At 60.5% G+C, this 25,235-nt stretch carries 19 protein-coding genes and 1 tRNA gene; 8 read left to right on the forward strand and 12 right to left on the reverse strand.

All coding sequences use genetic code 11. The annotated features are described in order from the left end of the window. Positions 1–31: 31 nt before the first annotated feature. Positions 32–487: a YchJ family protein gene (locus BN1120_RS13870; RefSeq protein WP_080768035.1), complete on the reverse strand. Its 456-nt coding sequence runs from the start codon at positions 485–487 to the stop codon at positions 32–34. 128 nt (positions 488–615) lie between these two features. Here BN1120_RS13870 and BN1120_RS13875 point away from each other — a divergent pair, with 128 nt between their 5' ends. From BN1120_RS13875 to BN1120_RS13890, 4 genes are all read left to right on the forward strand, one after another. Further along, positions 616–2,283: a methyl-accepting chemotaxis protein gene (locus tag BN1120_RS13875; protein WP_010674921.1), complete on the forward strand. Its 1,668-nt coding sequence runs from the start codon at positions 616–618 to the stop codon at positions 2,281–2,283. 104 nt (positions 2,284–2,387) lie between these two features. Next, positions 2,388–3,599 (forward strand): ROK family transcriptional regulator, encoded by a 1,212-nt coding sequence (locus tag BN1120_RS13880; protein WP_042016542.1) that lies wholly within the window; start codon positions 2,388–2,390, stop codon positions 3,597–3,599. Continuing rightward, positions 3,596–5,179, forward strand: coding sequence for an ATP-binding protein (locus tag BN1120_RS13885; protein WP_042016543.1), 1,584 nt, complete (start codon positions 3,596–3,598; stop codon positions 5,177–5,179). The genes BN1120_RS13880 and BN1120_RS13885 overlap by 4 nt, the downstream gene beginning before the upstream one ends. Next, on the forward strand, positions 5,180–5,845 hold the full coding sequence (locus BN1120_RS13890) for a response regulator (protein ID WP_042016544.1): 666 nt from the start codon (positions 5,180–5,182) through the stop codon (positions 5,843–5,845). Between the two features lie 61 nt (positions 5,846–5,906). Here BN1120_RS13890 and BN1120_RS13895 read toward each other — a convergent pair whose 3' ends face one another. From BN1120_RS13895 to BN1120_RS13920, 6 genes are all read right to left on the reverse strand, one after another. Beyond that, the gene (locus BN1120_RS13895; RefSeq protein WP_039041029.1) at positions 5,907–7,439 is read right to left on the reverse strand and encodes a tripartite tricarboxylate transporter permease; all 1,533 of its coding nucleotides are present in this window, start codon (positions 7,437–7,439) and stop codon (positions 5,907–5,909) included. A gap of 9 nt (positions 7,440–7,448) precedes the next feature. Then, positions 7,449–7,910, reverse strand: a complete 462-nt coding sequence (locus tag BN1120_RS13900) for a tripartite tricarboxylate transporter TctB family protein (protein WP_039041030.1) — start codon at positions 7,908–7,910, stop codon at positions 7,449–7,451. Positions 7,911–7,952: 42 nt separating this feature from the next. Continuing rightward, positions 7,953–8,918, reverse strand: a complete 966-nt coding sequence (locus tag BN1120_RS13905) for a tripartite tricarboxylate transporter substrate binding protein (protein ID WP_039041031.1) — start codon at positions 8,916–8,918, stop codon at positions 7,953–7,955. Between the two features lie 170 nt (positions 8,919–9,088). Continuing rightward, on the reverse strand, positions 9,089–10,621 hold the full coding sequence (locus BN1120_RS13910) for an MltF family protein (protein ID WP_042016546.1): 1,533 nt from the start codon (positions 10,619–10,621) through the stop codon (positions 9,089–9,091). Positions 10,622–10,799: 178 nt separating this feature from the next. After that, positions 10,800–12,485, reverse strand: a complete 1,686-nt coding sequence (locus tag BN1120_RS13915; protein WP_029314601.1) for an aspartate:alanine antiporter — start codon at positions 12,483–12,485, stop codon at positions 10,800–10,802. A gap of 774 nt (positions 12,486–13,259) precedes the next feature. Continuing rightward, a tRNA-Asn gene (locus BN1120_RS13920) sits at positions 13,260–13,335 on the reverse strand. 132 nt (positions 13,336–13,467) lie between these two features. Between BN1120_RS13920 and uvrB the strand changes: the two genes are divergently transcribed. The 3 genes from uvrB to BN1120_RS13935 all read left to right on the forward strand — a co-directional run bounded on the left by uvrB (position 13,468) and on the right by BN1120_RS13935 (position 16,543). Further along, a complete protein-coding gene (uvrB, locus tag BN1120_RS13925) occupies positions 13,468–15,480 on the forward strand; it encodes an excinuclease ABC subunit UvrB (RefSeq protein WP_042016547.1) in 2,013 nt (670 codons plus the stop codon). Next, positions 15,477–15,734, forward strand: a complete 258-nt coding sequence (locus tag BN1120_RS13930; protein WP_010674910.1) for a DUF1232 domain-containing protein — start codon at positions 15,477–15,479, stop codon at positions 15,732–15,734. Before uvrB ends, BN1120_RS13930 begins: the two co-directional genes overlap by 4 nt. 146 nt (positions 15,735–15,880) lie before the next feature. Then, positions 15,881–16,543 carry a DedA family protein gene (locus tag BN1120_RS13935; protein WP_010674909.1) on the forward strand — a complete coding sequence of 221 codons (663 nt, stop codon included), beginning with the start codon at positions 15,881–15,883 and terminating at the stop codon, positions 16,541–16,543. 246 nt (positions 16,544–16,789) lie between these two features. Here BN1120_RS13935 and dsbB read toward each other — a convergent pair whose 3' ends face one another. Further along, positions 16,790–17,311 (reverse strand): disulfide bond formation protein DsbB, encoded by a 522-nt coding sequence (gene dsbB, locus BN1120_RS13940; protein WP_042016548.1) that lies wholly within the window; start codon positions 17,309–17,311, stop codon positions 16,790–16,792. 86 nt (positions 17,312–17,397) lie between these two features. Further along, on the reverse strand, positions 17,398–18,972 hold the full coding sequence (gene nhaB / locus BN1120_RS13945; RefSeq protein WP_039040867.1) for a Na(+)/H(+) antiporter NhaB: 1,575 nt from the start codon (positions 18,970–18,972) through the stop codon (positions 17,398–17,400). A gap of 333 nt (positions 18,973–19,305) precedes the next feature. Between nhaB and fadR the strand changes: the two genes are divergently transcribed. After that, the gene (gene fadR, locus BN1120_RS13950; RefSeq protein ID WP_010674906.1) at positions 19,306–20,019 is read left to right on the forward strand and encodes a fatty acid metabolism transcriptional regulator FadR; all 714 of its coding nucleotides are present in this window, start codon (positions 19,306–19,308) and stop codon (positions 20,017–20,019) included. A 59-nt stretch (positions 20,020–20,078) separates the two neighbouring features. On the opposite strand, the gene BN1120_RS13955 is transcribed toward fadR, so the two are convergent. From BN1120_RS13955 to BN1120_RS13965, 3 genes are read right to left on the reverse strand one after another with little or no spacing between them, the layout of a single operon-like run. After that, a complete protein-coding gene (locus BN1120_RS13955) occupies positions 20,079–21,599 on the reverse strand; it encodes a SpoVR family protein (protein ID WP_042016549.1) in 1,521 nt (506 codons plus the stop codon). A gap of 10 nt (positions 21,600–21,609) precedes the next feature. Then, on the reverse strand, positions 21,610–22,881 hold the full coding sequence (locus BN1120_RS13960) for a YeaH/YhbH family protein (protein WP_010674904.1): 1,272 nt from the start codon (positions 22,879–22,881) through the stop codon (positions 21,610–21,612). Between the two features lie 24 nt (positions 22,882–22,905). Then, positions 22,906–24,828, reverse strand: coding sequence for a PrkA family serine protein kinase (locus tag BN1120_RS13965; protein ID WP_010674903.1), 1,923 nt, complete (start codon positions 24,826–24,828; stop codon positions 22,906–22,908). Positions 24,829–25,235 lie beyond the last annotated feature (407 nt).

Genomic DNA, 25,235 nt, shown 5'->3' on the forward strand with positions numbered 1-25,235 from the left:
GGGCTGGCCAGAGGGCGGCGTGGGGGAAACCTCAGCCGCAGCACTTCTTGAACTTCTTGCCGCTGCCACAGGGGCAGGGGTCGTTTCGCCCGACCCGCAGCGGCGCCGGATCCTGCTCGCCGTCGGTGTAGACCCAGCGCCCCTGATGGCGCACGAAGCGGGAGCGCTCATGGAGGCAGTGACGTTCGTCCCCCTCCAGGAACCAGGCCTTGAATTCCACCATGCCGAGGGTGTCATCGGGGCCGCCCTGGCTGGCTAGGATCTCGAGGCCATCCCAGCGGGTGTCGGTCGATGAGAGGTCGGCCGCGGTCAGCCCGTTCAGATAGTCCGGGTGCCAGCTGTGTACCAGATATTCTCCCAATCCCAGCACGAAGGCGCTGTAGCGGGATCGCATCAGCTGCTCCGGGGTGGCGGCGGGCTGACCTGCGTGGAGTACACCGCAGCACTTGGCAAGAAAAAGAGAGGAACCGCAAGGACATAGGTTCATGAGTCAGCTCATCTGGTCGATAATGAAAGGTGGCGGGATTGTAGCGAACGCACTTCCCTTTCGGCCAGCTTCCCATGCCGTTTAGGCAGACATCATGCAGCAATGAACACAGCACAAAGGGTGACACAATGACACTTAAGCAGAAGATCCTGTTACTGGGGGCCATCCCCGTGCTGCTGATGGCCCTGGTGGTCAATCTCAGCAACTACCTGGTGGCCAGGAGCGATCTGGAGTCGGATCTGGTGGTGGCGCGGGAGAGGGCAATCAAGGAGCGCAAGGCGCTGCTCAGCAGTTATCTGATGCTGGCCAAGACGGCCATCGAGGGCAGCTACGGCAAGCCTGACAGTCCCGAAGTGCGCCAGCAGGTGAAGGAGATATTGCGGCCGCTGCGCTATGGCAGCGACGGCTACTTCTTCGTCTATGACTATCAGGGCAATACCGTGCTGCTGCCGACCCGGCCCGAGATGGAGGGGAAGAACCGCTGGCAGGACAAGGATACCAAGGGTGCCTTCCTCATTCAGGGGATCATCAAGTCGGCGCGGGAAGGAGATGGCTTCTCGGAGTACTGGACCAACAAGCCCTCTATCGGGCGGGATGCCCCCAAGCTCTCTTTCAACCTGGTGCTCGACAAATATCAGTGGGTCGTGGGCACGGGCTTCTACATCGACGACATCGACAATGAGCTGGCCACCCTGCGCAGCGAGCGGGAGGAGACCATGTATGGCTCCCTGAAAACCGGGGTGCTGTTCATCCTGGTGATCCTGGGGGTGACCCTGGCGGCCACCGTGGTGATCGGCAACCGGGTCACCCGCCCGCTGGCGGATGCGGTTGCCGCACTCAACGACATCGCCGACGGGGACGGGGATCTGACCCAGCGCCTCAAGGTGCAGAGCAAGGACGAGGTGGGGCAGCTGGCCGCCGCCTTCAACCGCTTCGTCGAGCGGATCCAGTCGGTGGTGAGCCAGGTGGGGGAGACCAGCCACCAGTTGCTGGGGGCCGTGGATCGGCTGCATAGCCTGAGCGAGCATGCGGACAGGCAGATGCAGGGCCACGGCAAGGAGACGGATCAGGTGGTGACCGCGGTGACCGAGATGAGCTCCACCGCCCAGGAGGTGGCGGCGAGCGCCTCCAACGCCGCCAGCGCCACCAGCGATGCGGCCCGCGAGTCCGATGCGGCCCGCGGCGTGGTGAACAGCGCCATCGGCAGCATCAACCGGCTGGTGGACGAAGTGCATGTGGCGGCCGGGGTCATCGAACAGCTCGCCCATGAGACCGGCAAGATAGGCTCCGTGGTGGAGGTCATTCGCGGCATCGCCGATCAGACCAACCTGCTGGCCCTCAACGCCGCCATCGAGGCGGCCCGGGCGGGCGAGCAGGGGCGCGGCTTTGCGGTGGTGGCGGACGAGGTGCGATCCCTCGCGGGCCGTACCCAGCAGAGCACCAAGGAGATCAACGAGATGCTCCAGCGCCTGCAGGGCGGAGTTAAACAGGCGGTGGAGGTGATGCAGGCCAGCGAGGCACGCAGCCAGGAGACGGTGCAGGAGGCGAGCCACATCGCCAGCTCCCTGGACAGCATGGTGGCGGCGGTCGGCACCATCAACGACATGAACATCCAGATCGCCACGGCCGCCGAGGAGCAGCACGCGGTCTCCGAGGAGATCAACAAGAACCTGGTGGCCATCCAGCAGATCGTCAGCGAGCTGACCGAGGCGTCCGGGGAGTCCAGCACCACCACCCGCGCCCTGGCAGGCACGGGTGACAAATTGCGCCAACTCGTCTCCCGCTTCCGTTACTAATCACATTTTTGCCGTCTGGACAGGATTTCCAGACGGCAAATTTGGGGATCGGCGCAGAATGTGTGAAAATCGCGCCATTCGTTCCTTTCGTTAGCCCCAACCCTATGAATGAGATCGTGAAAGGCAGTATCGATTTGATCCGTCAGCTCAACTACGGCCTGGTCTATGCCAGCCTGGAGGAGCACAAGGAGCTGTCCCGTACCGATCTGTCCCGTCTGACCGGCCTCTCACCGGCCAGCATCACCAAGATCACCCGCGAGCTGCTGGACGGCGGCCTGGTGGTCACCTGCGGCGAGAGCTCGGTGGGGCGTGGCCGTCGCCAGACCCTGCTGCGCATCAACGAGCGCCGCTTCCAGTTTCTCTCCATGCGTCTGGGGCGCGGCTATGTGGACATGGCCCTGTTTGACCTAGCTGGTCACTCCCTGGCGCGCCATCGCCATGTCTTCAACGAGGCGGAGCGTGCCGAGCTGCTGGCCAGCCTGGTGCGGGCCATCGAGGGCTTTTTGCCCAAGAAGGCGTTGCGTCTGGCCTGCATCGCCCTCTGCCTGCCCGGCCAGGTGGAGCGCCACTCCGGCATGGTCAAGCATTTTCCCTATTACGATCTGCGCAACTGGCCCCTCGGTCCCACCCTGCAGGAGGCCTTCTCGGTACCCGTGCTGGTGAGCGGCGACGTGCGCACCTGGATCCAGGCCGAGCGGGAGTGGGGCGCCGCCAGGAACTGCTCGGATGCGGTGCTGGTGTTCGTGCACAACGACATCGGGGTCGGCATGGTGGTCAATGGCCAGCTCATCGAGAGCGAGTCGGCTCTGCTCGGTGATCTCAGCCACCTGCAGCTCGAACCCTATGGCCAGCGCTGCTACTGCGGTGGCTTCGGCTGCGCCTGCACCCTGGTGACCAATCAGGCGCTGGAGGCGCAATATCGGGAGCTGCGCGAACGGATGCAGGAGTTCGATCTGCCCGAAAGCGTCACCATCCGCGAGCTGTGCGAGCTGGCGCTGGCCGGCAACAGCCTGTGTCAGGACATCCTGCACCAGGCGGCGGGCCGCCTCTCCCGGGTGCTGGCGAACCTCATCTGCTTGCTCAACCCGGGCAAGCTGCTGCTCGGGGGGGAGATCACCCGGGCCGATCGACTGCTCTTCCCCATGCTGCACCAGTCCCTGGCAAGCCAGTTGCCCGCCGAGTACCTGGTACGCCTGCAGATCGAATCCACCCACTTTTACGAAGATCCCACCAAACCCACCTCGGTGCAGGTGCACAAGGCCTTGCGCGATGGCAGTCTGCTGCTCGACTTGTTGCGAGGCGACAGGGAGGCATGAGGCTCGGGTTGCAAGGACGCTTCCTGCTCATTCTCTGTCTGGTCAGTCTGTTGCAACTGGTGTTGCTGAGCGGGGCCAGTTACTACTATGTCGCCGAGCAGCGCTACCGGGAGGTGGGGGATCAGGCCCTGGACGTGGCGCGGCTGGTGGCCCGTGAGCCCGGCGTCATCGCCGGGGTGAAGCGAGCCGATAGCACCCGCCTCAACGTGCTGGTGGAGCGGATGCGGGCCGAGGTCGGTGCCAGCTACATCGTCATCGGCGATAAGGAGGCGCGCCGCTTGGTGCACCCCAATGCGGACAGGATAGGCAAACCCATGATGGGGGACGATCCCGGACGCGCCCTGCGGGGGGAGTTCTACATCTCCCGCGCTCAAGGGTCCCTCGGGGTCTCGGTGCGCGGCAAGGGGCCCATCCGGGATGAGATGGGCAGGGTCATCGGCGTGGTCTCTGTCGGTTATCTGGTGCGGGACATAGAGGCGGACCTGCAGGGCTTCCTGCGCTTTGGCCTCGCAATGACACTGCTCATAGTGCTGCTCAACAGTGTCGCCGCGGCCTGGCTGGCCAAACGCTACAAGCGGGCCCTGCTGGGGTTTGAGCCTGAGCAGATCGGCCGCCTCTATGCGGAGCTCGACTGCACCCTGCGCACGGTGCGCGAGGGGATACTCACCATCGACGAGCAAGGCAGGCTCACCTCCCTTAACCCCAACGGCATCCGGCTGCTGCGCCTCGATGAGCGGGCCGCGCAGGCCGCCATAGGCCAGCCCGTCACCCGCTTGCTGCCCGGCAGCCGCATGCTCTCCCTCATTCAGGATCCCCGGCCCCAGTATGACGAGGAGATAGTGCTCAACGGTCAGTCCCTCATCGTCAACCGGCTGCCTCTGGTGCAGGAGGGCAGGCTGATTGGCGCCGTGTCGAGCTTTCGGCGCAAGGACGAGTTGGCCGAGCTCAGTGCCCAGCTCTCCCAGGTGCAGGCCTACAGCGATCTGCTGCGGGTGCAGACCCACGAACACAACAACCAGCTCGGCACCATAGCTGGTCTCATCGAGCTGGGGGCCACCCGGGAGGCGCTCGCCTTCATCGGCCGGGAGGCGGCCACCGAGCAGACCCTCCTGAGCTTTTTGATGGGGGCCATCGCCAAGCCCAAGGTGGCGGGCCTGCTGCTTGGCAAGTACCACAGAGCCCATGAGCTGGGACTGGTGCTGGAGGTGGACCCGGATTCCCGCCTGCACGACATCCCCGCCCGGGTCAGCGGCTCCCAGCTGGTGACCCTGCTTGGCAACCTCATCGACAACGCCTTCGAGGCGACCCGCGGCCATGGCGCCCCCTACCAGCCGATCCGGGTCTCTTTGAGCGATCTCGGCCAGGATCTCATTCTGGAGGTGGAGGACGGGGCCGGCGGCGTCGATCCCGCTTTGGCGGACACCTTGTTCGAGCGCGGGGTCAGCAGCAAGGCCGAACCCGGCCACGGCATAGGTCTGGCCCTGGTGCGCAAGACACTGGATGCCCTGCAGGGGACCATCACCATCGAAGCCACGGCGCAGGGAAGTTGTGTCGTCTGTTACATACCCAAGGAGGTATGAGTGATCAAGATCCTGATCGTCGAGGATGATCCGGCCATTGCCGAGATCCACCGTCGCTTCGTGCAGCGCCTCGCCGGTTTCGAGGTGCTGGGGGTGGCGCTCACCCTGTTCGATGCCAGAGAGCAGATAGAGATCCTCAAACCCGATCTGGTGTTGCTGGATGTCTGGCTGCCGGACGGGGAGGGCTTCTCCCTGCTGCGGGAGTTGCGCCAGCGCGGGGCCCACCTCGACGTCATCCTGCTCACCGCCGCCCGTGAGGCCGCGGCACTGCAGGAGGCGATGCGCCTCGGGGTGGTGGATTTCATCTTGAAACCCGTGGTGTTCGAGCGACTGCGCGATACGCTCGACAAATATTGCCAGAGCCGCGCCGCGCTTGCGGCGCTGGCGGACATCGATCAGCAGGCGGTGGATGCGCTCCTTGGCTCCCCGTTGCAACAGGTGGCGGCGGGCGGCCTGCCCAAGGGGATAGACGCCCTCACCCTGCAAAGGGTGCTGGCGGCCCTCCATCAGGAGGGGGCCAGCGCCGAGGAGATAGGCAGCCGGGTCGGGGTGAGCCGCACCACGGCGCGCCGCTATCTGGAGTTTCTGGTGGGTCAGCAACTGGCGAGCCCGGAGCTGGAGTACGGCACCGTGGGGCGGCCGGAGCGGCGCTACCGTCAGCGCTGAGTGGCCGGTTCCAACTCAAGAAAAAGAGCGCCTTTCGGCGCTCTTTTCGTGATGACTGGGATCAGGTCGGGTCGGATTGCAGGGTCGCTACCGGCGTGCGACGGGCCTGCCACCACTGCCAGAGCGGCAGCAGCAGCATCACCAGGGTGACCAGGGTGAAGCCCAGGGTGATGGGGCGCTCCCACAGGAAACTCAGGGAGCCGTCGTTGATCACCAGGGCCCGGCGCAGGTTGTCCTCCAGCATTCCCCCCAGGATGAAGCCGAGCAGCATGGGGGCCATGGGGAAGTCAAGCAGGCGCAGCCCGATGGCCACCAGGGCCACCAGCACCATCACATAGATGTCCATGGTGTTGAAGGAGACCAGATAGACCCCGATCAGCGAGAACAGCAGCACCATGGGGATGAGCACGGGGCGCGGCACTTGCAGGATCTTGGCCAGGTAGGGAATGAGCGGCAGGTTGAGGATCAGCAGCACCACGTTGCCCAGATACATGGAGATGATCACCGACCAGAAGACGTCAGGGTGCTCCATGAAGAGGCGCGGGCCGGGCTGGATGCCGTAGGCGATGAGGGCCCCCAGCATCAGGGCCGTGGTGCCGGAGCCCGGGATCCCCAGGGTCAGCAGCGGCACGAAGGCCCCGCTGGAGGCGGCGTTGTTGGCCGCTTCCGGCGCGGCTATGCCGGTCAGACTGCCCTTGCCAAACTCGTCCCGTTTGCCCTTGCGGGCGAAGTTGCGCTCGGCCCCATAGGCCATGAAGGAGGCGATGGTGGCACCGGCCCCCGGCAGCACGCCGATGAGAAAGCCCAGCACCGAGGAGCGGGCTATGGGGGGCGCTATCTCCTTTACCTCGTCCCGACTCAGCTTGAGGGAGCCGAGCTGCTGCATCTTGCTCGCCTCCTCCTGGCTGGTGTCCTTGCCCGGGCGCAGCACCGTCATCAGGATCTCTGCCAGGGCGAAGGTGGCCATGGCCAGCAGCAGGAAGGAGAAACCATCGCGCAAGTCCGGGAGACCGAAGGTGAATCTGTCCACCCCGACGCTGCGGTCGATGCCGACGGTGGAGATCATGATGCCAAACAGCGCCATGATCAGCGCCTTGAGCACCTGGCCCTTGCCGGCGAAAGCCGCCACCGCGGAGAGCCCGAGCACCATGAGGGCGAAGTAGTCCGCCGACTGGAAGGCGAGGGAGACCTTGGCGAGCAGGGGCGCCGCCACCATCAGGAAGATGGCCGACAGGGTGCCGCCGACGAAGGAGGCGTAGGCGGCGATGGCCAGCGCCTTGCCCGCCTGCCCCTTGCAGGCCAGCGGATAGCCGTCGATGGCGGTGATCATGCTGGCGGAGCAGCCCGGGGTGTTGATCAGGATGGAGGCGGTGGAGCCGCCGAACATGGAGCCGTAATAGACCCCGGCCATCAGGATGATGCCGGAAGCCGGATCCAGCCCGTAGGTGATGGGGATCATCAGGGCGATGGCGGTGACCGGGCCCAGCCCCGGCAGCATGCCGATGAAGGTGCCGACGAAGCAGCCGACCACCACCATGAAGAGGTTGATGGGCATCATGGCGGTGCCGAGCCCTTGCAGGATTCCGTCTAACATGGGTTCTCCTTATCCCAGCAACTGGGTGAACAGCCGACCCGGCTCGAGATAGACATTGAGCCCCTTGGTCAGCAGGGCCCAGAACATGAGGGTGAAAGGTATGCTCACCTTGCAGGCGAAGGCGAGGCTCTGCTCGCCCATCAGCCGGATGCCGCCGATGAGGAACAAGATGGTGGCGACGAGGAAGCCGAGCCAGCCAAGGGCTAGGCCATAGACCAGCATCAGCCCCAGCAGGGCGAACACCAGCCGCCAGTTGCCGGACTCCTTGCCCAGTCGCTCTCCTCCCGGGGAACAGATCAGGATCAGGGAGAGCAGGACCCCGACACCTGCCAGGGCATAGGGCAGGGTGCTGGCGGTAAAGGGTTCATATTCGTCCCCCGGGTAGCCGGGGATCTGGGTGGCGTGATAGCCGTAGGCGAGGGAGAGCAGCAAAAACAGCAGCCCCCCGAACCTTTCCTTGGTCAGTGGCATGATGACTCCGATGGGCGGGCCTGGCCCGCCACAGGCTGAGGGTTATTTGATGAAGCCGAGCTCGCGCATCAGGCCGCCGATCTGCTGCTCCTGGCTGTTGAGGAAGGCAGTGAACTCGGGACCGGCCTGATACTGGTTGATCCAGCTGTTGCGCGCGCGCACCGCTTCCCACTCCGGCTTGTCGTACATCTGCTTGAGCAGAGCGGCGAACTCGGCGGACTGCTCGGGGCTGACGTCGGGGGAGGCGAAGTAGCCGCGCCAGTTCGCAAAAACGGTGGGGTTGCCCTGCTCGGAGAAGGTGGGCACCTGGCTGGCGTCCGGCATCCGCTCGGGGGCGGTGACGCCGAGGATCCGCATCTGGCCGGACTTGACCGCCTCCATCGCCTCGCCAAAGCCGGTGGAGAGCACCTGGGTTTCCCCCGCCAGCACCGCCGCCATGGCGCTGCCGCCGGCGTCATAGGCCACGTAGCGCAGCTTGCCGGCATCGGCCCCCGCATTCTTGAAGGTCATGGCGGCCACCAGGTGATCCAGACTGCCGCGGGCGGAGCCGCCGGCAATCTTCACCTTGGCGGGATTGGCTTCATAGGCGGCCAGCAACTGGGCCCAGTTCTGATAGGGGGAGTCCAGGGGGACCGCCAGCGCCTGATAGTCGGCGATGATGGCGGCGACCGGGGTGAGATCCCGGAAGGATTGCGGCAGCTCCTTGGAGAGGGACTTGACGATGATGGGGGTGGAGTTGACCAGCAGCGTCTTGTCGGACTGTGCCGAGGTCTCGATGAGGTGGGCGATGGCCTTGGCGCCGCCGCCGGCCGAGATGTTCTGGTAGGAAGCGGTGTTGATGAGGCCGGACTTGGTCAGAGCCTCGCCGGTGCCACGGGCCGTGTTGTCCCAGCCGCCGCCGGCGCCGCCCGGGATCAGAAAGTGGACTTCGTCTATCTTGGCCTGGACGCCGAGGCTGGCCCCCAGCAGGCAGCAGAGCAGGGTGCGCTTGAAGGTTCCTTGCAACATGGTGTTCTCCTTGTGATTGTTGCGAGGATGTTAATTAATCATGTCTGGTTGGAAAACAATCTGACCGTAATGGCTATTAAGGCTGTTGTGACCATTGTGTTCATTCTGGTCATGGGCCGAAGAGGATGTGCACAGAGACGAGGCGCCATGGGCGCCTCGTCCGGCAAGGATCACTGGGTCGGTTTCGCCGCCGATGTGCTGACGTCCTCCTTCGCCTCCTGTTTCAGGGCATCGCTCGCCTGCTGGCGCAGGACAACCTGCTCCATCACCAGCTTGTAGGCGATGTAGTACTTGTAGATGTTGCCCACATAGGTGACCGTCTCGGGGCCGATTTTCTCTGCTGCCACGTACTCGACGTTGTGAAACCAGACGTTGGGATCCAGCCCCCGTTTTCTGGCCTCGGCGCGGAGCCGCGCCACCCGGGCGGGGCCGGCATTGTAGGAGGCGAACGAGAAGAGGGCCTTGTCGAGGGCGGTCATGGGCTCGTCCGCATAGTAGTGATCGATCATCCAGCGCATGTATTTGACGCCGCCGTGAATATTGGGCTCGAGCTTGCGGATGTCGCCGACTTTCAGCCCCTTGCCGGTGGCGGGCATGATCTGCATGATGCCGATGGCGCCCACATGGCTGCGGGCCTGGTGGTTGAGGGCGGACTCCTGGTAGCCCTGGGCCGCCATCAGCAGCCAGTCCATGTCATAGCGTTCGCCATATTCACGGAACAGCTCGACCACCTGCAGGAATTTCTTGCGCTCCGCCTCGGCGGCGGCGCTTTTGACGAACTTGTTCTGCTTGAGATAACGGGCCAGGATCTCGTCCCCCGTCGCCTTGCCACGCAGCGCCTTGATCTGCTCGTTGAGCATGGCGAGCAACTGGGGGCTCTCCTTGCGCACCGCCCAGGCGATGACGCCCCCTTCCCGGAACACGGGGGCGTCGTGAATGGTGATCCCGGGGAAAATCTTTTGCCAGAAGCGGGCCTTGTGCTCGTCCATGACGATGAAGGGGAGCAGGCCCGCATTGACCATCTCCACCAGATCTTCATCTTCGAGCACCTCCGAGGCGGGCTGGAGGTCGATGAGGGGCTCTCCTGCCGACTTGCGGGCCTGGTTGTAGGCGAGCAGGCTCTCGTAGTAGCTGGAGGAGGGGCGCACGAAGACGCGCTGGCCCCCGAGATCGGCGGCGCTTTCCACCTTGGGGGAGAGGGGGCCGGAGACGAGCAGCTCCCGCACGTTTTCAAGCAGGGGATCGGTGAAGGCGATACCCTGCTTCTTGCGCCTGTCCGTGATGGTGAGATTGGCGGCGGCGATGTCGCCTTTGCCCTCGATGAGGGAGCTCAGCAGCGCTTCCCGGGCAACGGGAATGAAGACGAAGTGCACCTTGAGGTGACGCTTGATCGCCTTTTGCTTGCGCAACTGCTCGTTGAGACGCTTTTCCACCTGCATGAAGGCATCGTAGGTGACGCCCCGCTGTACGCCCTTGGTGATGAAGAACCCCGTCTTGTTGTAGGTGGTGAGCACTCGGATGGTGCGCTGCTCCAGCATGACGTCGAGATCCCCCAGCCTGGGTCTGGCAAGCTCGTCGTTTTCAAAGCTCAGGGCGCTTTTCTCCGTCTCTGCTTCGGGGGCCACCTGCTTGCCGGATTCGGCCCCCCAGGCTGGCGTCAGGGAGCAGAACCACCAGATCACAATCATCCATGCGCGTTTCATCACTTACACCTCGCTCGTTTTATTGAGTGTAAGTGGCACCTTGTAGAGGATTTAGCTTATTGGGTTTGATAGACCCGTCCCCATAGCACGATTTTCACTATTCCATCCAGGAGTGCCCGCCCATGAAAAAAGGAGCCTCGAGGCTCCCTTTTTTCATGGGCGGGCAGGTACTCTGCGGCTAGAACCAGAAGCCGATGATGAAGGAGCCCGCCAGGGTCAGCATGACGTTGGCCACCGCATAGGTGCCGGCGTAGCCGAGCGCCGGGATAGAGCTGTTGGCCGCCTCGTTCACCACGTCCATGGCCGGGGCGCAGGTACGAGCCCCGGTGATGGCACCGAGCAGCAGGGCCGGGTTCATTTTGAGCACCCAGACACCGAACAGGTAGCCTACCAGCACCGGCAAGGTGGTCACCAGCATGCCGGAGAAGAGCACCACCATCCCCACTTCGCTCAGGTGATCGAGGATGCCGCCCCCCGCCTTGAGGCCGGTGCTCACCATGAAGACGGCGAGCCCGAGATCCTTGGCAAGACGCAGGGCCCCCGGTGGCACATAGCCCACCGTGGGGTGGTTGGCACGCAGGTAGCCCATCAGGATCCCCGCCAGCAGCAGGCCGACGGCATTGCCGAGGCCGAACTCTATCTGGCCGAACACCAGGGAGACGGAGCCGATGAGCAGGCCCAGTACGAAGAAGGTGGCGAAGGCCACCAGATCCGTGGTCTGGCTGTGGATGCTGATGAAGCCTATCTTGTTGGCCAGCAGCTTGACCCGCTGCTTCTCGCCGCTGATCTGCAGCACGTCGCCCTTTTGCAGCATGATGTTGCGATCGAACGGCATCTCTATCTGGGAGCGCACCACCCGGTTGAGGAAGCATCCCTTCTCGGTGAGGTTGAGCTCCACCAGATGGCGACCCACCACGGCGTCATTCTTCACCACGATCTCTTCGGTGACAATCTGCAGGTCAAGCAGGTTGCGATCGAACACCTCCTTGCCGTTGCGGTAGTTGACGTCGAGCTTCTCGTGGCTCTCGGGGTAGCCCACCAGAGCGATCTCGTCCCCTTCCTGAATGACGGCGTCACCATCGGGGCTGGCCAGAATGCCGTTGCGGCGAATGCGCTCCACATAGCAGCCTGTGTGGGGATAAATGCCGGTTTCGCGCAGGGTGCGACCGCCGATCCAGGCGGCGAGCTCCGGGCCGACCCGATAGGCGCGGATGATGGGCAGATAGGTCTTGCGGCTCTCGCTGTCGGAGAGCCCCCGCTCGCGGGCGATCTTCTGGGCCTCGGTGTTGAGATCCAGCCTGGCCAGGGAAGGAAGGTAGCGTACCACCAGCATCAGGCCCACCAGTCCCACCAGGTAGGTCAGGGCATAGCCTATCCCCATGTTGTCGAGCACCGACTGCATGTCGGTCTGGTGGGGCAGGTTGAGCAATCCGCTTCGCAGGGCGTCCTGGGCCCCCACCAGGGCCGGCGTGGAGGTGAGAGAACCTGCCAGAATGCCGGCGGCCATGCCGGGCCCCAGATTGAAGAACTTGGCGAGCCCCACGGTCAGCAGCAGGGCCGACAGCAGGATCACCAGGGTCAGGGTGATGTAGTGGATGCCGTCGCGAAGGAAGACGCTGAAAAAGTGCGGCCCCGCTTCAATCCCCACGCAGAAGATGAACAGCATGAAGCCGACGTTTTCAGTGGAGGTGGAAAACTGGAATCCCATCTGGCCAAACAGCAGGGCGGTGAAGAGCACGCCTATGGTGTTGCCTATCTGGAAGTTGCCGATGCGTACCTTGCCCAGCAGCAGCCCGAAGGCCAGTACCACGAACAGCAGCAGGGAGTCGCTTTGATGTAGCAGTGTCACAAAATCTATGGTCATGCCCGGAAAAACCGAGGAAAAAAGTGGGGCCGATATTGTGCCGGATCCTGTATCAAGAAAGAAGCGTCAAAGCGGATTAACAGCCAGTTAAGTGCTGGTCTCTTCGGTGAAGGTAGGGATGCGAGGGGGGGGGCTGGGGAAAACATCTCTATTTTACGCTGCAAGGCCCGCTGTCAATGAGTGAAATATGCTGTCGAGCAGGGAGGGGATGACGCTCCTGTGGACAATTTATTACCTGCTGCATGGGGAGCAAACGGGCATGTTTTTCAGCATTTTCCACTGAGGAAATTGAAGGGTAACAAAAGAGACTCATGACTCATCCGGCGAGGGCTGACCCGCAGGACGCGGCATAGCGAAAAAAAAACCACCCACAGGCAGCACCGCGAGTCGATTCATCCCATTTAGGGGGGAAGGGAAAAACAGCAGAAAATGGGGAATAGCGGGGGCAGCCATCGCAAACCGGGGACAATGGCTGCCAGCCCAGATGAACCGTGGCTTTGGTCAAGTTACCCACAGAAACTGTGGATAACCCTGTTCATGAAACTTGGCGATCAGGCTGAAAGCCGCGCCAATACTGGGCTGCAAGGACTGTTCAAAAAATACCTGTAATAAATTGTTTCTATAAAAATCAAATAGTTATGCGCAGCAGAACAAAACGCTGCTGGTCAGTATCGGGAGATCAAAAGGGAGTCAGGCCGCAGGGAAGGGCTTGTGCATTAAAATTGGAAGAGGAAAGCACTAAAGTGGATAACTTGCACCGAGATGGTGAGGAATTGGCTCCCCCGACTGGACTTGAACCAGTGACATACGGATTAACAGTCCGCCGTTCTACCGACTGAACTACGGGGGAACATCAGGCAAGGAGGTGCATCATACAGAGGTCGTATTTCGGGGTCAATAGCCATCAGGGAGGGTGAGTGGATACCCAGCTCCTTCAACTCGGGGTACACTGCTCCCTTGCCGTTTTTTGCCGGGAGTCGTCATGAGCAAGTTATTCCAGTTGGCCAGCCAGTTTCAACCCGCCGGGGATCAGCCAAGGGCCATCGCCCAGCTGCTCGATGGCATCGAGTCGGGACTGGCCCATCAGACCCTGCTCGGGGTGACCGGTTCGGGCAAGACCTTTACCATGGCCAACGTCATCGCGACCCTCAATCGTCCCACCATGATCCTGGCCCCCAACAAGACCCTGGCGGCTCAGCTTTACGGGGAGATGAAGGAGTTCTTCCCCGACAACGCGGTGGAGTATTTCGTCTCTTATTACGACTACTACCAGCCCGAAGCCTATGTGCCGACCACGGACACCTTCATCGAGAAGGATGCCTCCATCAACGATCACATCGAGCAGATGCGGCTGTCAGCCACCAAGGCGCTGCTGGAGCGGCGCGACGTGGTGATCGTCGCCTCAGTGTCGGCCATCTATGGTCTGGGGGATCCCCAGGCCTACCTCAGCATGATGCTGCACCTCAAAGTGGGGGACGTGATCAATCAGCGGGATATCCTGCGCCGCCTCGCCGAACTGCAGTACACCCGCAACGACATGGCCTTCCAGCGCGGCACCTTCCGGGTGCGGGGGGAGGTGATCGACATCTACCCCGCCGAATCGGACAAGCTGGCCCTGCGGGTGGAGCTGTTTGATGAAGAGGTAGAACGCCTCTCCCTGTTCGATCCCCTGACCGCCGCCATCGAGCAGACGGTGGTGCGTTACACCATCTACCCCAAGACCCACTACGCCACCCCGCGGGAGACCATCCTGGGTGCCATCGAGCACATCAAGGAGGAGCTCAAGGGGCGGCGCGAGCAGCTGATGAGCCTCAACAAGCTGGTGGAGGAGCAGCGCATCAGCCAGCGCACCCAGTTCGACATGGAGATGATGCAGGAGCTGGGTTACTGCTCCGGTATCGAGAACTACAGCCGCTACCTCTCCGGTCGCGCGCCGGGTGAGCCGCCGCCCACCCTGTTTGACTACCTGCCGGGGGACGGCCTGCTCATCATCGACGAATCCCACGTCACGGTGCCGCAGATCGGCGCCATGTTCAAAGGGGACAGATCCCGCAAGGAGACCTTGGTAGAGTACGGCTTCCGTCTTCCCTCGGCGCTGGACAACCGGCCCCTCAAGTTCGACGAGTTCGAGGCGCTGATGCCCCAGACGGTGTTCGTCTCGGCGACCCCGGGTCCCTATGAGCTGGAGAAGTCCGGCGGTGACGTGGTGCAGCAGGTGGTGCGTCCCACCGGCCTGCTCGATCCCGAGGTGGAAGTGCGACCGGTCAGCACCCAGGTGGACGATCTGCTCTCCGAGATCCGCAAGCGGGTCGCCGTGGAGGAGCGGGTGCTGGTCACGACACTGACCAAGCGGATGGCGGAGGACTTGACCGAATACCTGGCAGATCACGAGGTACGGGTGCGCTATCTGCACTCGGACATCGATACCGTGGAGCGGGTGGAAATCATCCGCGACCTGCGCCTTGGCAAGTTTGACGTCCTGGTGGGCATCAACCTGCTGCGCGAAGGCCTCGACATGCCGGAGGTCTCCCTGGTGGCCATTCTGGATGCGGATAAAGAGGGCTTCCTGCGTTCCACCCGCTCCCTCATCCAGACCATCGGCCGGGCAGCGCGCAACCTCAACGGCAAGGTGATCCTTTACGGGGATACCATCACCAACTCCATGAAGGTCGCGATCGAAGAGACCGAGCGGCGCCGCGCCCTGCAACACGCCCACAACCTGGAACACGGCATCGTGCCGAAGGGGCTCAACAAGGCCATCGGCGATGTGATGGACATGGGGGGCAGCCGTACGGCGGGCAAGGCCGGCAAGGGGAGTCGCAAGGCTGCCGAACCGCAAGGGGAGTACCATGCCCGCTCTGCCAGCGAGATCAGCAAGGAGATCAAGCGGATGGAAGAGCAGATGTTCCAGCATGCGCGGGATCTGGAGTTCGAACAGGCGGCGGCGCTGCGGGATCAGATCCAGCGGCTGCGCGGCGAGCTGATCGCGTCATGAGCGCCAGACGCTGGCTCATCTGGCGGCGTTTGCGCCGCCTCTATCAGGGCTTTCGCCACCCAGGCACACCCTGGTGGGCGAAGGGGCTGGTGATCCTTATCCTGCTCTATGGCATCAGCCCGGTGGACGTTGTCCCCGATGTGGTGCCTCTCCTTGGCTGGCTCGACGACGCGACCCTGTTGCTGCTCCTCTTGTGGGGCTGGGAGAAATGCCTGCCCGGCGAGGTGCTGGCCGCTCTGGACAAGGCCGAGTGAGCAGAACCCTACGTTCAGGGAAAGGGAAAAAGAAGGGGGATTGAATGACTCCCTTCATGGAGTTCGAAAAAGGGGACCATGGGGAGATTGTGAGCCAGGTCTCATTGGCGTAGACTCCACGCCGTTCACTTCATGGGTACCAAAAAATGGATCTGATCCTCTTTGCCATCGACTTTATTCTGCACGTTGACGTGCATCTGAAAGAGCTGTTCGAGAATTATGGCGTCTGGGTATACGCCATCCTGTTTCTCATCATCTTCTGTGAAACCGGGCTGGTGGTGACTCCCTTCCTGCCGGGGGACTCCCTGCTTTTTGCTGCAGGTGCCCTCACCGTGGGCAGCGTGCTGGACGTGCACACCCTGGCCGCCGTGCTGATCATCGCCGCGGTGCTCGGCAACGTGGTGAACTACACCATAGGCCACTTCTTCGGTGAGCAGCTGTTTCGCAACCCCGATTCCAAAATCTTTCGTCGGGACTATCTGGTCAAGACCCATGCCTTCTATGCCAAGCATGGCGGCAAGACCATCATCATCACCCGTTTCCTGCCCATAGTGCGGACCTTCGCCCCCTTCGTGGCGGGCATGGGGGCCATGACCTATCCCCGCTTCCTGGCGTTCAACCTGGTGGGGGGGCTCTTGTGGGTGCTCTCCTTCGTCTATGCCGGCCACTTCTTTGGCAATCTGCCGGTAGTGCGCCACAACTTTACCCTGCTCATCTTCGGCATCATCGCGGTTTCCTTGTTGCCCATGGTGATCGGCATGGTGAAGGCCAGGAGAAGTGCCAGCAAGGCCACCTCCGAAGGCGCGTGACATCGCCGTGCACGACATGAAACAAGGGAGCCTATGGCTCCCTTGTTGTTGGTAGGCTGAGTGGCAGGTCGCCGCTGCGCCCTTTGACCCGCTTGTGGCCTGTTACGATGATGCACACCCGCAGGCAGCCACTTCATTGGCGGAATAGGGAGAAGGAGATCCGGCCCTCTGGGCATGGGCCGTGAGGTGATAAAAGAGGAGATAAAAAGGGAGCCATGGGCTCCCTTTTTAGGGTCGAGTGAACGACTAGTTGCAGCAGCGCCCTTTTATCAGGTTGCCAGCAGCCACGATGACGAACACCAGCAGGTAGGCGGCAAAGATGACCACGAGCCACTGCGGCATGGAGAAACCGAGGAACTGCCAGCTGATCTCGCTGCAGTCGCCGTCCGGGTAGAACATCCAGGGAACCCACTTATCCAGTGGTGCCCAGGCAGGGAAGTCAACAAACCCTTCGCATACGTTGAAGGGGGAGGGGTTCATCTGGTAATCCACGTGCTTGAGCGCCAGTTTCAGGCCCCAGAAGGCGCTGTAACCCCACAGGAGCATGGCACTCCAGCGCAGGTACCAGCGCTCTGGCGCGATCATGCCGAGGAGGCCGGCCGTGAGCACGCCGAGGAGGGCGATACGTTCATAGATGCACATCACGCAAGGGTGCAAACCCAGCACGTGCTGGAAGAAGAGGGCGCAGAGTTCCAGTGCGAAAGCGGAGGCTGCCAGCAATCCCCAGGCCAGACGGTGACTGGCAATGCGGCGAAGATACTCGATCATCTGATTGATCTCTCAGAGAAAAATAGTGGCTGAATTAGAGCAGAGCCCCATCTGAAAAGAAAGGGGCCGAACAGCCCCTTTCATAATCAGTGTGTGGACGGGGTGGGCAGTGGCTGTGCCCCATGATCCAGCAACCACCCAGCCTGATAGAACCATTCGGTTGCAGGACCGAGGAGCAGTTCCACGGAGAAAAAGCCGACAAGCCCCAGCACCAGGGTATAGGGCAGCGCCATCCAGACCATGCGGCCATAAGAGAGGCGCAGCAGGGGAGCGAGGGCCGAGGTGAGCATGAACAGGAATGCGGCCTGGCCATTGGGGGTGGCGACCGACGGCAGGTTGGTGCCGGTGTTGATGGCCACGGCCAGCAGATCAAAATGCTCGCGATTAATGGCGCCGTTGATCAGGGCGGTCTTCACCTCGTTGATGTAGACGGTGCCGACGAAGACGTTGTCACTGACCATGGAGAGCAGACCGTTTGCCAGGTAGAAGAGGGCAAGCTGATCCTCCGGCTTGGCAGCCAGTACCCACTGGATCACCGGCTTGAACAGCTGTTGATCGATGATGACCGCCACCACGCTGAAAAAGACGGTGAGCAGGGCGGTGAATGGCAAAGCCTCCTGGAATGCCTTGCCAAGCGCGTGTTCTTCGGTCACGCCGGTGAACGCCGTCGCGAGCACGATGACCGTCAGGCCGATCAGCCCAACTGCAGCCAGATGGAGGGCAAGACCCGTGATAAGCCAGGTGGCAATCAGCGCCTGGACGATCAGCTTGGCCTTGTCCTGCGGGGTACGTTGTGCGTCTTCGTCGCGCTCGTAGGATTCCATAATGTGACGCACGGGCTCGGGCAAGCGGGCGCCATAACCGAACCAGCGGAATTTTTCGACCAGGATGCAGGTCAGCAGGCCGCAGATGAAGACCGGGATGGTGACTGGCGCCATGCGAATGGCAAATTCACCGAAGTGCCACCCCGCCTGTTCACCGATGATGAGGTTCTGGGGTTCGCCGACCAGGGTGCAGACGCCCCCCAGGGCGGTACCGATGGCGGCGTGCATCATCAGGCTGCGCAGGAAGGCACGAAACTCGTTCAGATGCTGGCGGGAGAGCTCGTCAATCTCTTCGTCATCATGATGCAGATTGCCGGACTCATCCCGGGAGGCCACCTTGTGGTAGATGGCGTAGAAACCGGTTGCGACGCTGATGACCACGGCGATCACGGTCAGGGCATCAAGGAACGCGGAGAGGAAGGCAGACACCAGGCAGAAGGCGAGAGAAAGCAACGTCTTGGAGTGGATGCGCACCAGCATCTTGGTAAAGACGTAGAGCAGCAACTGCTTCATGAAGTAGATGCCGGCCACCATGAAGACCAGCAGCAGAAGCACTTCGATATTGGCCACCAGCTCATGCTTTATCTGGTTGGCGGAGGTCATGCCGATGAGCACGGCTTCAATGGCCAGGAGTCCACCCGGTTGCAGCGGATAGCACTTGAGGGCCATGGCCAGGGTGAAAATAAACTCGACAACCAGCAGCCAGCCGGCCAGGAAGGGATCAACGTAGAAAATGATCGGGTTGATCAGCAGGAATAGAACGATGGCAATTTTGTACCATTGCGGAGCATTGCCCAAAAAGTTCTTTGTAAACGCGCGCCCTAGGCTGATTGGCATAATGATGGTTCTCTGTTCTGTTGTTGATATCTGCGTCTATGCAGTCGAGCCCGACCCGAGCCGAACATCCGGATATTCACCTGTATCAGATTGATTGCACATGATTTTAATCAAGGGAGCGATAACTATAAATAAGCTCGCTGAACTTGCCCAGCGAGCAAACGCTTATATCCCCATCATTTGGTGTTGGTTGACTCCCCACTTGTTGCTGTATACATATTCTTAACAAAAAGATCGGGGTAATGTGAGCAGAGGACCGACCTTCTGCTTGCCAGCATGACCGGCTTTGCTATTATTCGGGGGCCTTTTTACGCACTACAACAGAGTCATTACATGGTCATTAAAGCGCAAAGCCCTGCCGGGTTTGCCGAGGAATACATCATCGAGTCCATCTGGAACAATCGCTTTCCTCCTGGATCCATTCTGCCGGCGGAGCGCGAGCTGTCCGAATTGATCGGCGTGACTCGCACTACCTTGCGTGAAGTGTTGCAGCGCCTTGCCCGTGATGGCTGGCTCACCATCCAGCATGGCAAACCGACCAAGGTCAACAATTTCTGGGAAACCTCCGGTCTCAACATCCTGGAGACCCTGGCGCGTCTCGATCAGGACAAGGTGCCTGATCTGGTGGCACAGCTGCTCTCCGCCCGGACCAACATCTGCACCATCTTCATCCGTGGCGCCATTCGCAACAACCCGGAACAGGCCGCCGAGATACTGCGGGGGGCCGATGATGTGGAGAACACGGCAGAGGCCTATGCGGACTTCGACTACCGTTTGCATCACCAGCTTTCGTTTGCCTCTGGCAACCCCATCTATGCCTTGATCCTCAACGGTTTCAAGGGGTTGTACAGCCGGGTTGGCCGCTACTACTTCTCGGACAAGCAGGCGCGCGAAACCGCAGATGCCTACTACAAGACGCTGCGCAAGCTGGCCGAAACCAAGGATCACGAAGCCGTGTTCATGACGGTACGCCAGTACGGCATCGAGTCTGGCAAGCTTTGGACCCGTCTGCGTCAGGACATGCCAAGCAACCTGTGTGACAACTGATTGCTCTGACCCAAGAAAAACGCGCCTGATGGCGCGTTTTTTTATGCCCGGTACTGACGTCAGGTCATGCTCTTGCGGTCCGGACAACGGCCGATGATATCTGCGGATAGCTCGCCATTGTCCTGCTCCAGCACCACATCGAAGCCCCACAGCTGATGCAGATGCTTGAGCACCTCGTGGCGTGACTCGCCAAGGGGGATGCGGTTGTGGGGAACATAGCGCAGGGTCAGGGAGCGATCGCCTTTCACTGCCACGTTGTAGACCTGAATGTTGGGCTCCAGGTTGCTCAGGTTGTATTGAGCGGACAGGGTGCTACGCACCAGCCGGTAGCCCTCTTCATTGTGAATGGCGGACACCTTGAGGTAGTTCTTCAGATCGTCGTCATCGATGGCAAAGAGCTTCATGTCGCGCATTACCTTGGGACTAAGGAACTGGCTGATGAAGCTTTCGTCCTTGAAGTTCTGCATGGCGAAATGCAATGTCTCGACCCAGTTGGTGCCAGCGTAATCGGGGAACCAGTATCTGTCTTCCTCGGTCGGGTGTTCGCAGATGCGCCGCAGGTCCGTGAACATGGCAAAGCCAAGGGCGTAGGGGTTGATCCCCGAGTAATACCGGCTGTTGTAGGGGGGCTGATAGACGACGTTGGTGTGGCTGTGCAGCACCTCCAGCATGAAGCGATCGCTGATTTTTCCCTCGTCATAGAGATGGTTGAGAATGGTGTAGTGCCAGAAGGTGGCCCAGCCCTCGTTCATCACCTGCGTCTGCTTCTGCGGGTAGAAGTACTGACTGATCTTGCGCACGATACGCACCACCTCGCGCTGCCAGGGCTCGAGCAGGGGGGCATTCTTTTCGATGAAATAGAGGATGTTCTCCTGAGGCTCGGCAGGATAGCGCCTGTCTTCCACCCCGGCAATCTTGTGCTGCTTGGGCAGGGTACGCCACAGCTCGTTGACCTGGGTTTGCAGATAATCTTCCCGTGCCTTCTGGCGTCGCTTCTCCTCGGCCAGAGAGATCTTCTGGGGCCGCTTGTAACGATCCACCCCGAAGTTCATCAGGGCATGGCAGGAGTCGAGCAGTTTCTCCACCGCATCGATGCCGTGTTTTTCCTCGCACTCGGTGATGTAGTTCTTGGCAAACAACAGGTAGTCGATGATGGAGGAGGCATCGGTCCAGGCCTTGAACAGATAGTTGTTCTTGAAGAAGGAGTTGTGACCATAGCAGGCGTGGGCCATGACCAGCGCCTGCATCGGCATGGTGTTCTCTTCCATCAGATAGGCGATACAGGGGTCCGAGTTGATGACGATCTCGTAGGCGAGTCCCATCTGGCCGCGCTTGTAGTTGCGCTCGGTATGGATGAAGCGCTTGCCAAATGACCAGTGTTGATAGCCGATGGGCATGCCGACACTGGAGTAGGCATCCATCATCTGCTCTGCGGTGATCACCTCGATCTGGTTGGGGTAGGTGTCCAGCTTGTAGAAGCGGGCGACCCGTGCGATCTCCTGGTGATAGGTCTCCAGCAGATCGAAGTTCCAGTCAGGCCCGTCATCCAGTGGCGCTATCTTTCTTGCGGTTTCTACCATATGTGAACCCTCAAGCCGCTTGCTTCTTGAACAATTCCCGGAACACCGGATAGATGTCCTCGACCTTGCGAATGTGCTCCATGGCGAAGTGGGCGTATTGCTCTGCCACCGCCTCATATTCGTGCCACAGGGTCTGGTGGGCGCGGGTAGTGATCTCGATGTAGGAGTAGTAACGCACCCGCGGCATGATGTCGCGCATCAGGATCTCCCTGCACTGCGGTGAGTCATCCGCCCAGTTGTCACCATCAGAGGCCTGCGCCGCATAGATGTTCCACTGGTTGGCGGGATAACGTTCGTTGATGATGTCGTTCATCATCTTGAGCGCACTGGAGACGATGGTGCCGCCGGTCTCCTGGGAGTAGAAGAACTCGTGCTCGTCCACCTCCTTGGCCTGGGTGTGGTGGCGGATGTAGACCACCTCGACATTCTTGTAAGTCCGGCTCAGGAATAGATAAAGCAGGATATAGAAACGCTTGGCCATCTCCTTGGTAGCCTGATCCATGGAGCCGGAAACGTCCATCAGGCAGAACATCACCGCCTGGCTCGAGGGGACGGGCCGTTTGACAAAGTTGTTGAATTTGAGGTCGAAGGTGTCGATAAAGGGGACCGCATCGATCCGCCGTTTCAGCTCCCTGATCTCTTTTTCAAGTTGCGCCATTTCGGCGAAATGGTCGTTGGGCTCGCAAGCCAGCTGGGCCAGGCGCTCCTCCAGTTCACGCAACTGACGCTTCTTGCCTGCCTGCAGCGCCATGCGCCGCGCCAGCGAATTTTGCAGGGAGCGCACCACGTTGATGTTGGCAGGCACCCCGTTGGAGGTGTAGCCAGCCCGGTAGGTCTTCATCTCCATCAGCTGGTTGAGCTGGGTCTTTTGCAGCCGCGGCAGTTCCAGATCCTCGAACAGCAAGTCCAGGTACTCGTCCTTGGAGATCTGGAAGACGAAATCATCGACGCCCTCTCCTTGATCCGAAGCCTGGCCCTCGCCACTCCCTTGGCCGCCGCCACCCCCTTTGGGCCGGTCAATCTTGTCACCAGATACGAACTGGTCGTTGCCTGGATGCACCATCTCCCGTTTGCCGCCATGACCCTGATGAAAATGGGGTTCCCCGATGTCCTTGGTCGGGATGCTGATGCTCTCACCCTTGTCCACGTCCTGAATGCTGCGCTTGGAGACAGCATCCGAGACCGCTTGTTTTATCTGCTTCTTGTAGCGGCGGATGAAGCGCTGCCGATTGACAGCGCTTTTGTTTTTGCCGTTGAGCCTGCGGTCGATAAAATGCGCCATAACTCCCCCTTGAACACGGCAGGGTCAGGATGACTTGCGTACCCTGAGATACCACTCGGAGAGCAGCCGCACCTGTTTACGTGTGTAGCCTTTCTCCATCATCCGTTCGACAAAGTTATCGTGCTTCTTCTGCTCCTCAGCCGAGGTTTTGCTGTTGAAGGAGATAACCGGCAGCAGCTCTTCCGTGTTGGAGAACATCTTCTTCTCGATCACGGTGCGCAGCTTCTCGTAACTGGTCCAGTTGGGGTTACGGCCTGCATTGTTGGCCCGGGCACGCAGCACGAAGTTGACGATTTCGTTGCGGAAATCTTTCGGGTTGCTGATCCCGGCAGGTTTTTCAATTTTCTCCAGCTCGCTGTTGAGAGACGCTCTGTCAAACAGCTGGCCGGTTTCTGGGTCACGATACTCCTGATCCTGGATCCAGAAGTCGGCGTAGGTGACGTAGCGATCGAAGATGTTCTGACCGTACTCTGAATACGACTCGAGGTAGGCGGTCTGGATCTCCTTGCCGATGAACTCGACGTAGCGCGGAGTCAGGTAACCCTTGATGAACTCCAGATAGCGATCGTGCAGCTCTTGCGGGAACTGCTCGCGCTCTATCTGCTGCTCCAGCACATAGAAGAGGTGCACCGGGTTGGCTGCCACTTCCGCGTGGTCGAAGTTGAAGACACGGGAGAGGATCTTGAACGCGAAACGGGTGGAAAGGCCGTTCATGCCCTCGTCAACCCCCGCATAATCCCGGTACTCCTGATAGCTTTTCGCCTTGGGGTCCGTGTCTTTAAGACTCTCGCCGTCATAGACTCGCATTTTGGAGTAGAGGCTGGAGTTTTCCGGCTCTTTGAGTCGCGACAGCACCGAGAACTGACCCAGCAGCTCCAGAGTACCTGGCGCGCATTTGGCCTCGGTCAGCTCGCTGTTGAACAGCAGTTTTTCGTAGATCTTCACCTCTTCCGACACCCGCAGGCAGTAGGGCACCTTGACGATGTAAACCCGGTCGAGGAAGGCTTCGTTGTTCTTGTTGTTGCGGAACTGCTGCCACTCGGATTCGTTGGAGTGGGCCAGCAGGATGCCGTCGAAGGGGAGGGCGGAGAGCCCCTCGGTACCGTTGTAGTTTCCCTCTTGCGTCGCCGTCAGCAGCGGGTGCAGCACCTTGATGGGGGCCTTGAACATCTCGACGAACTCCATCATCCCCTGGTTTGCCTTGCATAGCGCACCGGAGTAGGAGTAAGCATCGGCATCATCCTGGGCGAAGTGTTCCAGCATGCGGATATCGACCTTGCCGACCAAGGAGGAGATGTCCTGGTTGTTGTCGTCCCCCGGTTCGGTCTTGGCGATGGCGATCTGATCGAGGATGGAGGGGTTCACCTTTTCCACCTTGAACTTGGTGATGTCGCCACCAAACTCGTGAAGGCGCTTGGCGACCCAGGGAGACATGATGGGACGCAGATAACGGCGAGGGATGCCGTACTCCTTCTCGAGGATTTCGCCATCTTCGTCGATGTCAAACAGGCAGAAGGGGTGATCGTTCACCGGTGAGCCCTTGATGCGATAGATGGGCACTTTTTGCATCAGGGATTTGAGTTTCTCTGCCAGCGAGGATTTACCGCCGCCAACCGGTCCGAGCAGATAGAGGATCTGTTTCTTCTCTTCCAGGCCCTGAGCGGAATGTTTGAGATAGGAGACAATCTGTTCGATGGCCTCTTCCATGCCATAGAAGTCTTTGAAAGCGGGATAACGCGCGACGACGCGGTTGGAAAAGAGACGGCTGAGACGTGGATTGGTCGAGGTGTCGATCATTTCCGGCTCGCCGATGGCGGTCAGCAGACGTTCGGCGGCAGAGGCGTAGCAGGATTTGTCCTGTTTGCACATATCCAGAAACTCCTGGATGCTGTACTCCTCCTCTCTGGCCTTCTCATACCGCTGTTGATAGTGCTCGAAGATGCCCATAACTTAGCCCTCGTTATAGTCGCTTGCCCTGAAAAAGAGTGGATCACTACTTTTGTTCTGTTTACCTCTTAAGCCTAGTCAACAGCCCCCAGTAATCCATCGCCATCATTGGTTTAAGTTTGTGCGGGAGCTTCCCGATCCTCGTGCGGGAAGAAGCAGTAAGTGACATACCTATGTTACTGACTGTTAAATTATTTTTGCCACGACAGTGATGCAAATGTCAAAGACATAAAAAATAAATCTTTGCGTGCCAGAGGGAGAAAATGGTGACGCTCTGTTTTGTCAGGGGGCGGTGCCAGCAAGGGCAAGGGCGGCAGGGAATAGAGGGTGAAAGTGCGTGTCGCTTACGTCAACGTAATGTAATTTGTTTGGTGCTTTTGCTCTAATTTTTACATTGACGCTACATT

The organism is Aeromonas caviae (genome assembly GCF_000819785.1).
Taxonomy (GTDB): Bacteria; Pseudomonadota; Gammaproteobacteria; order Enterobacterales; family Aeromonadaceae; genus Aeromonas; species Aeromonas caviae.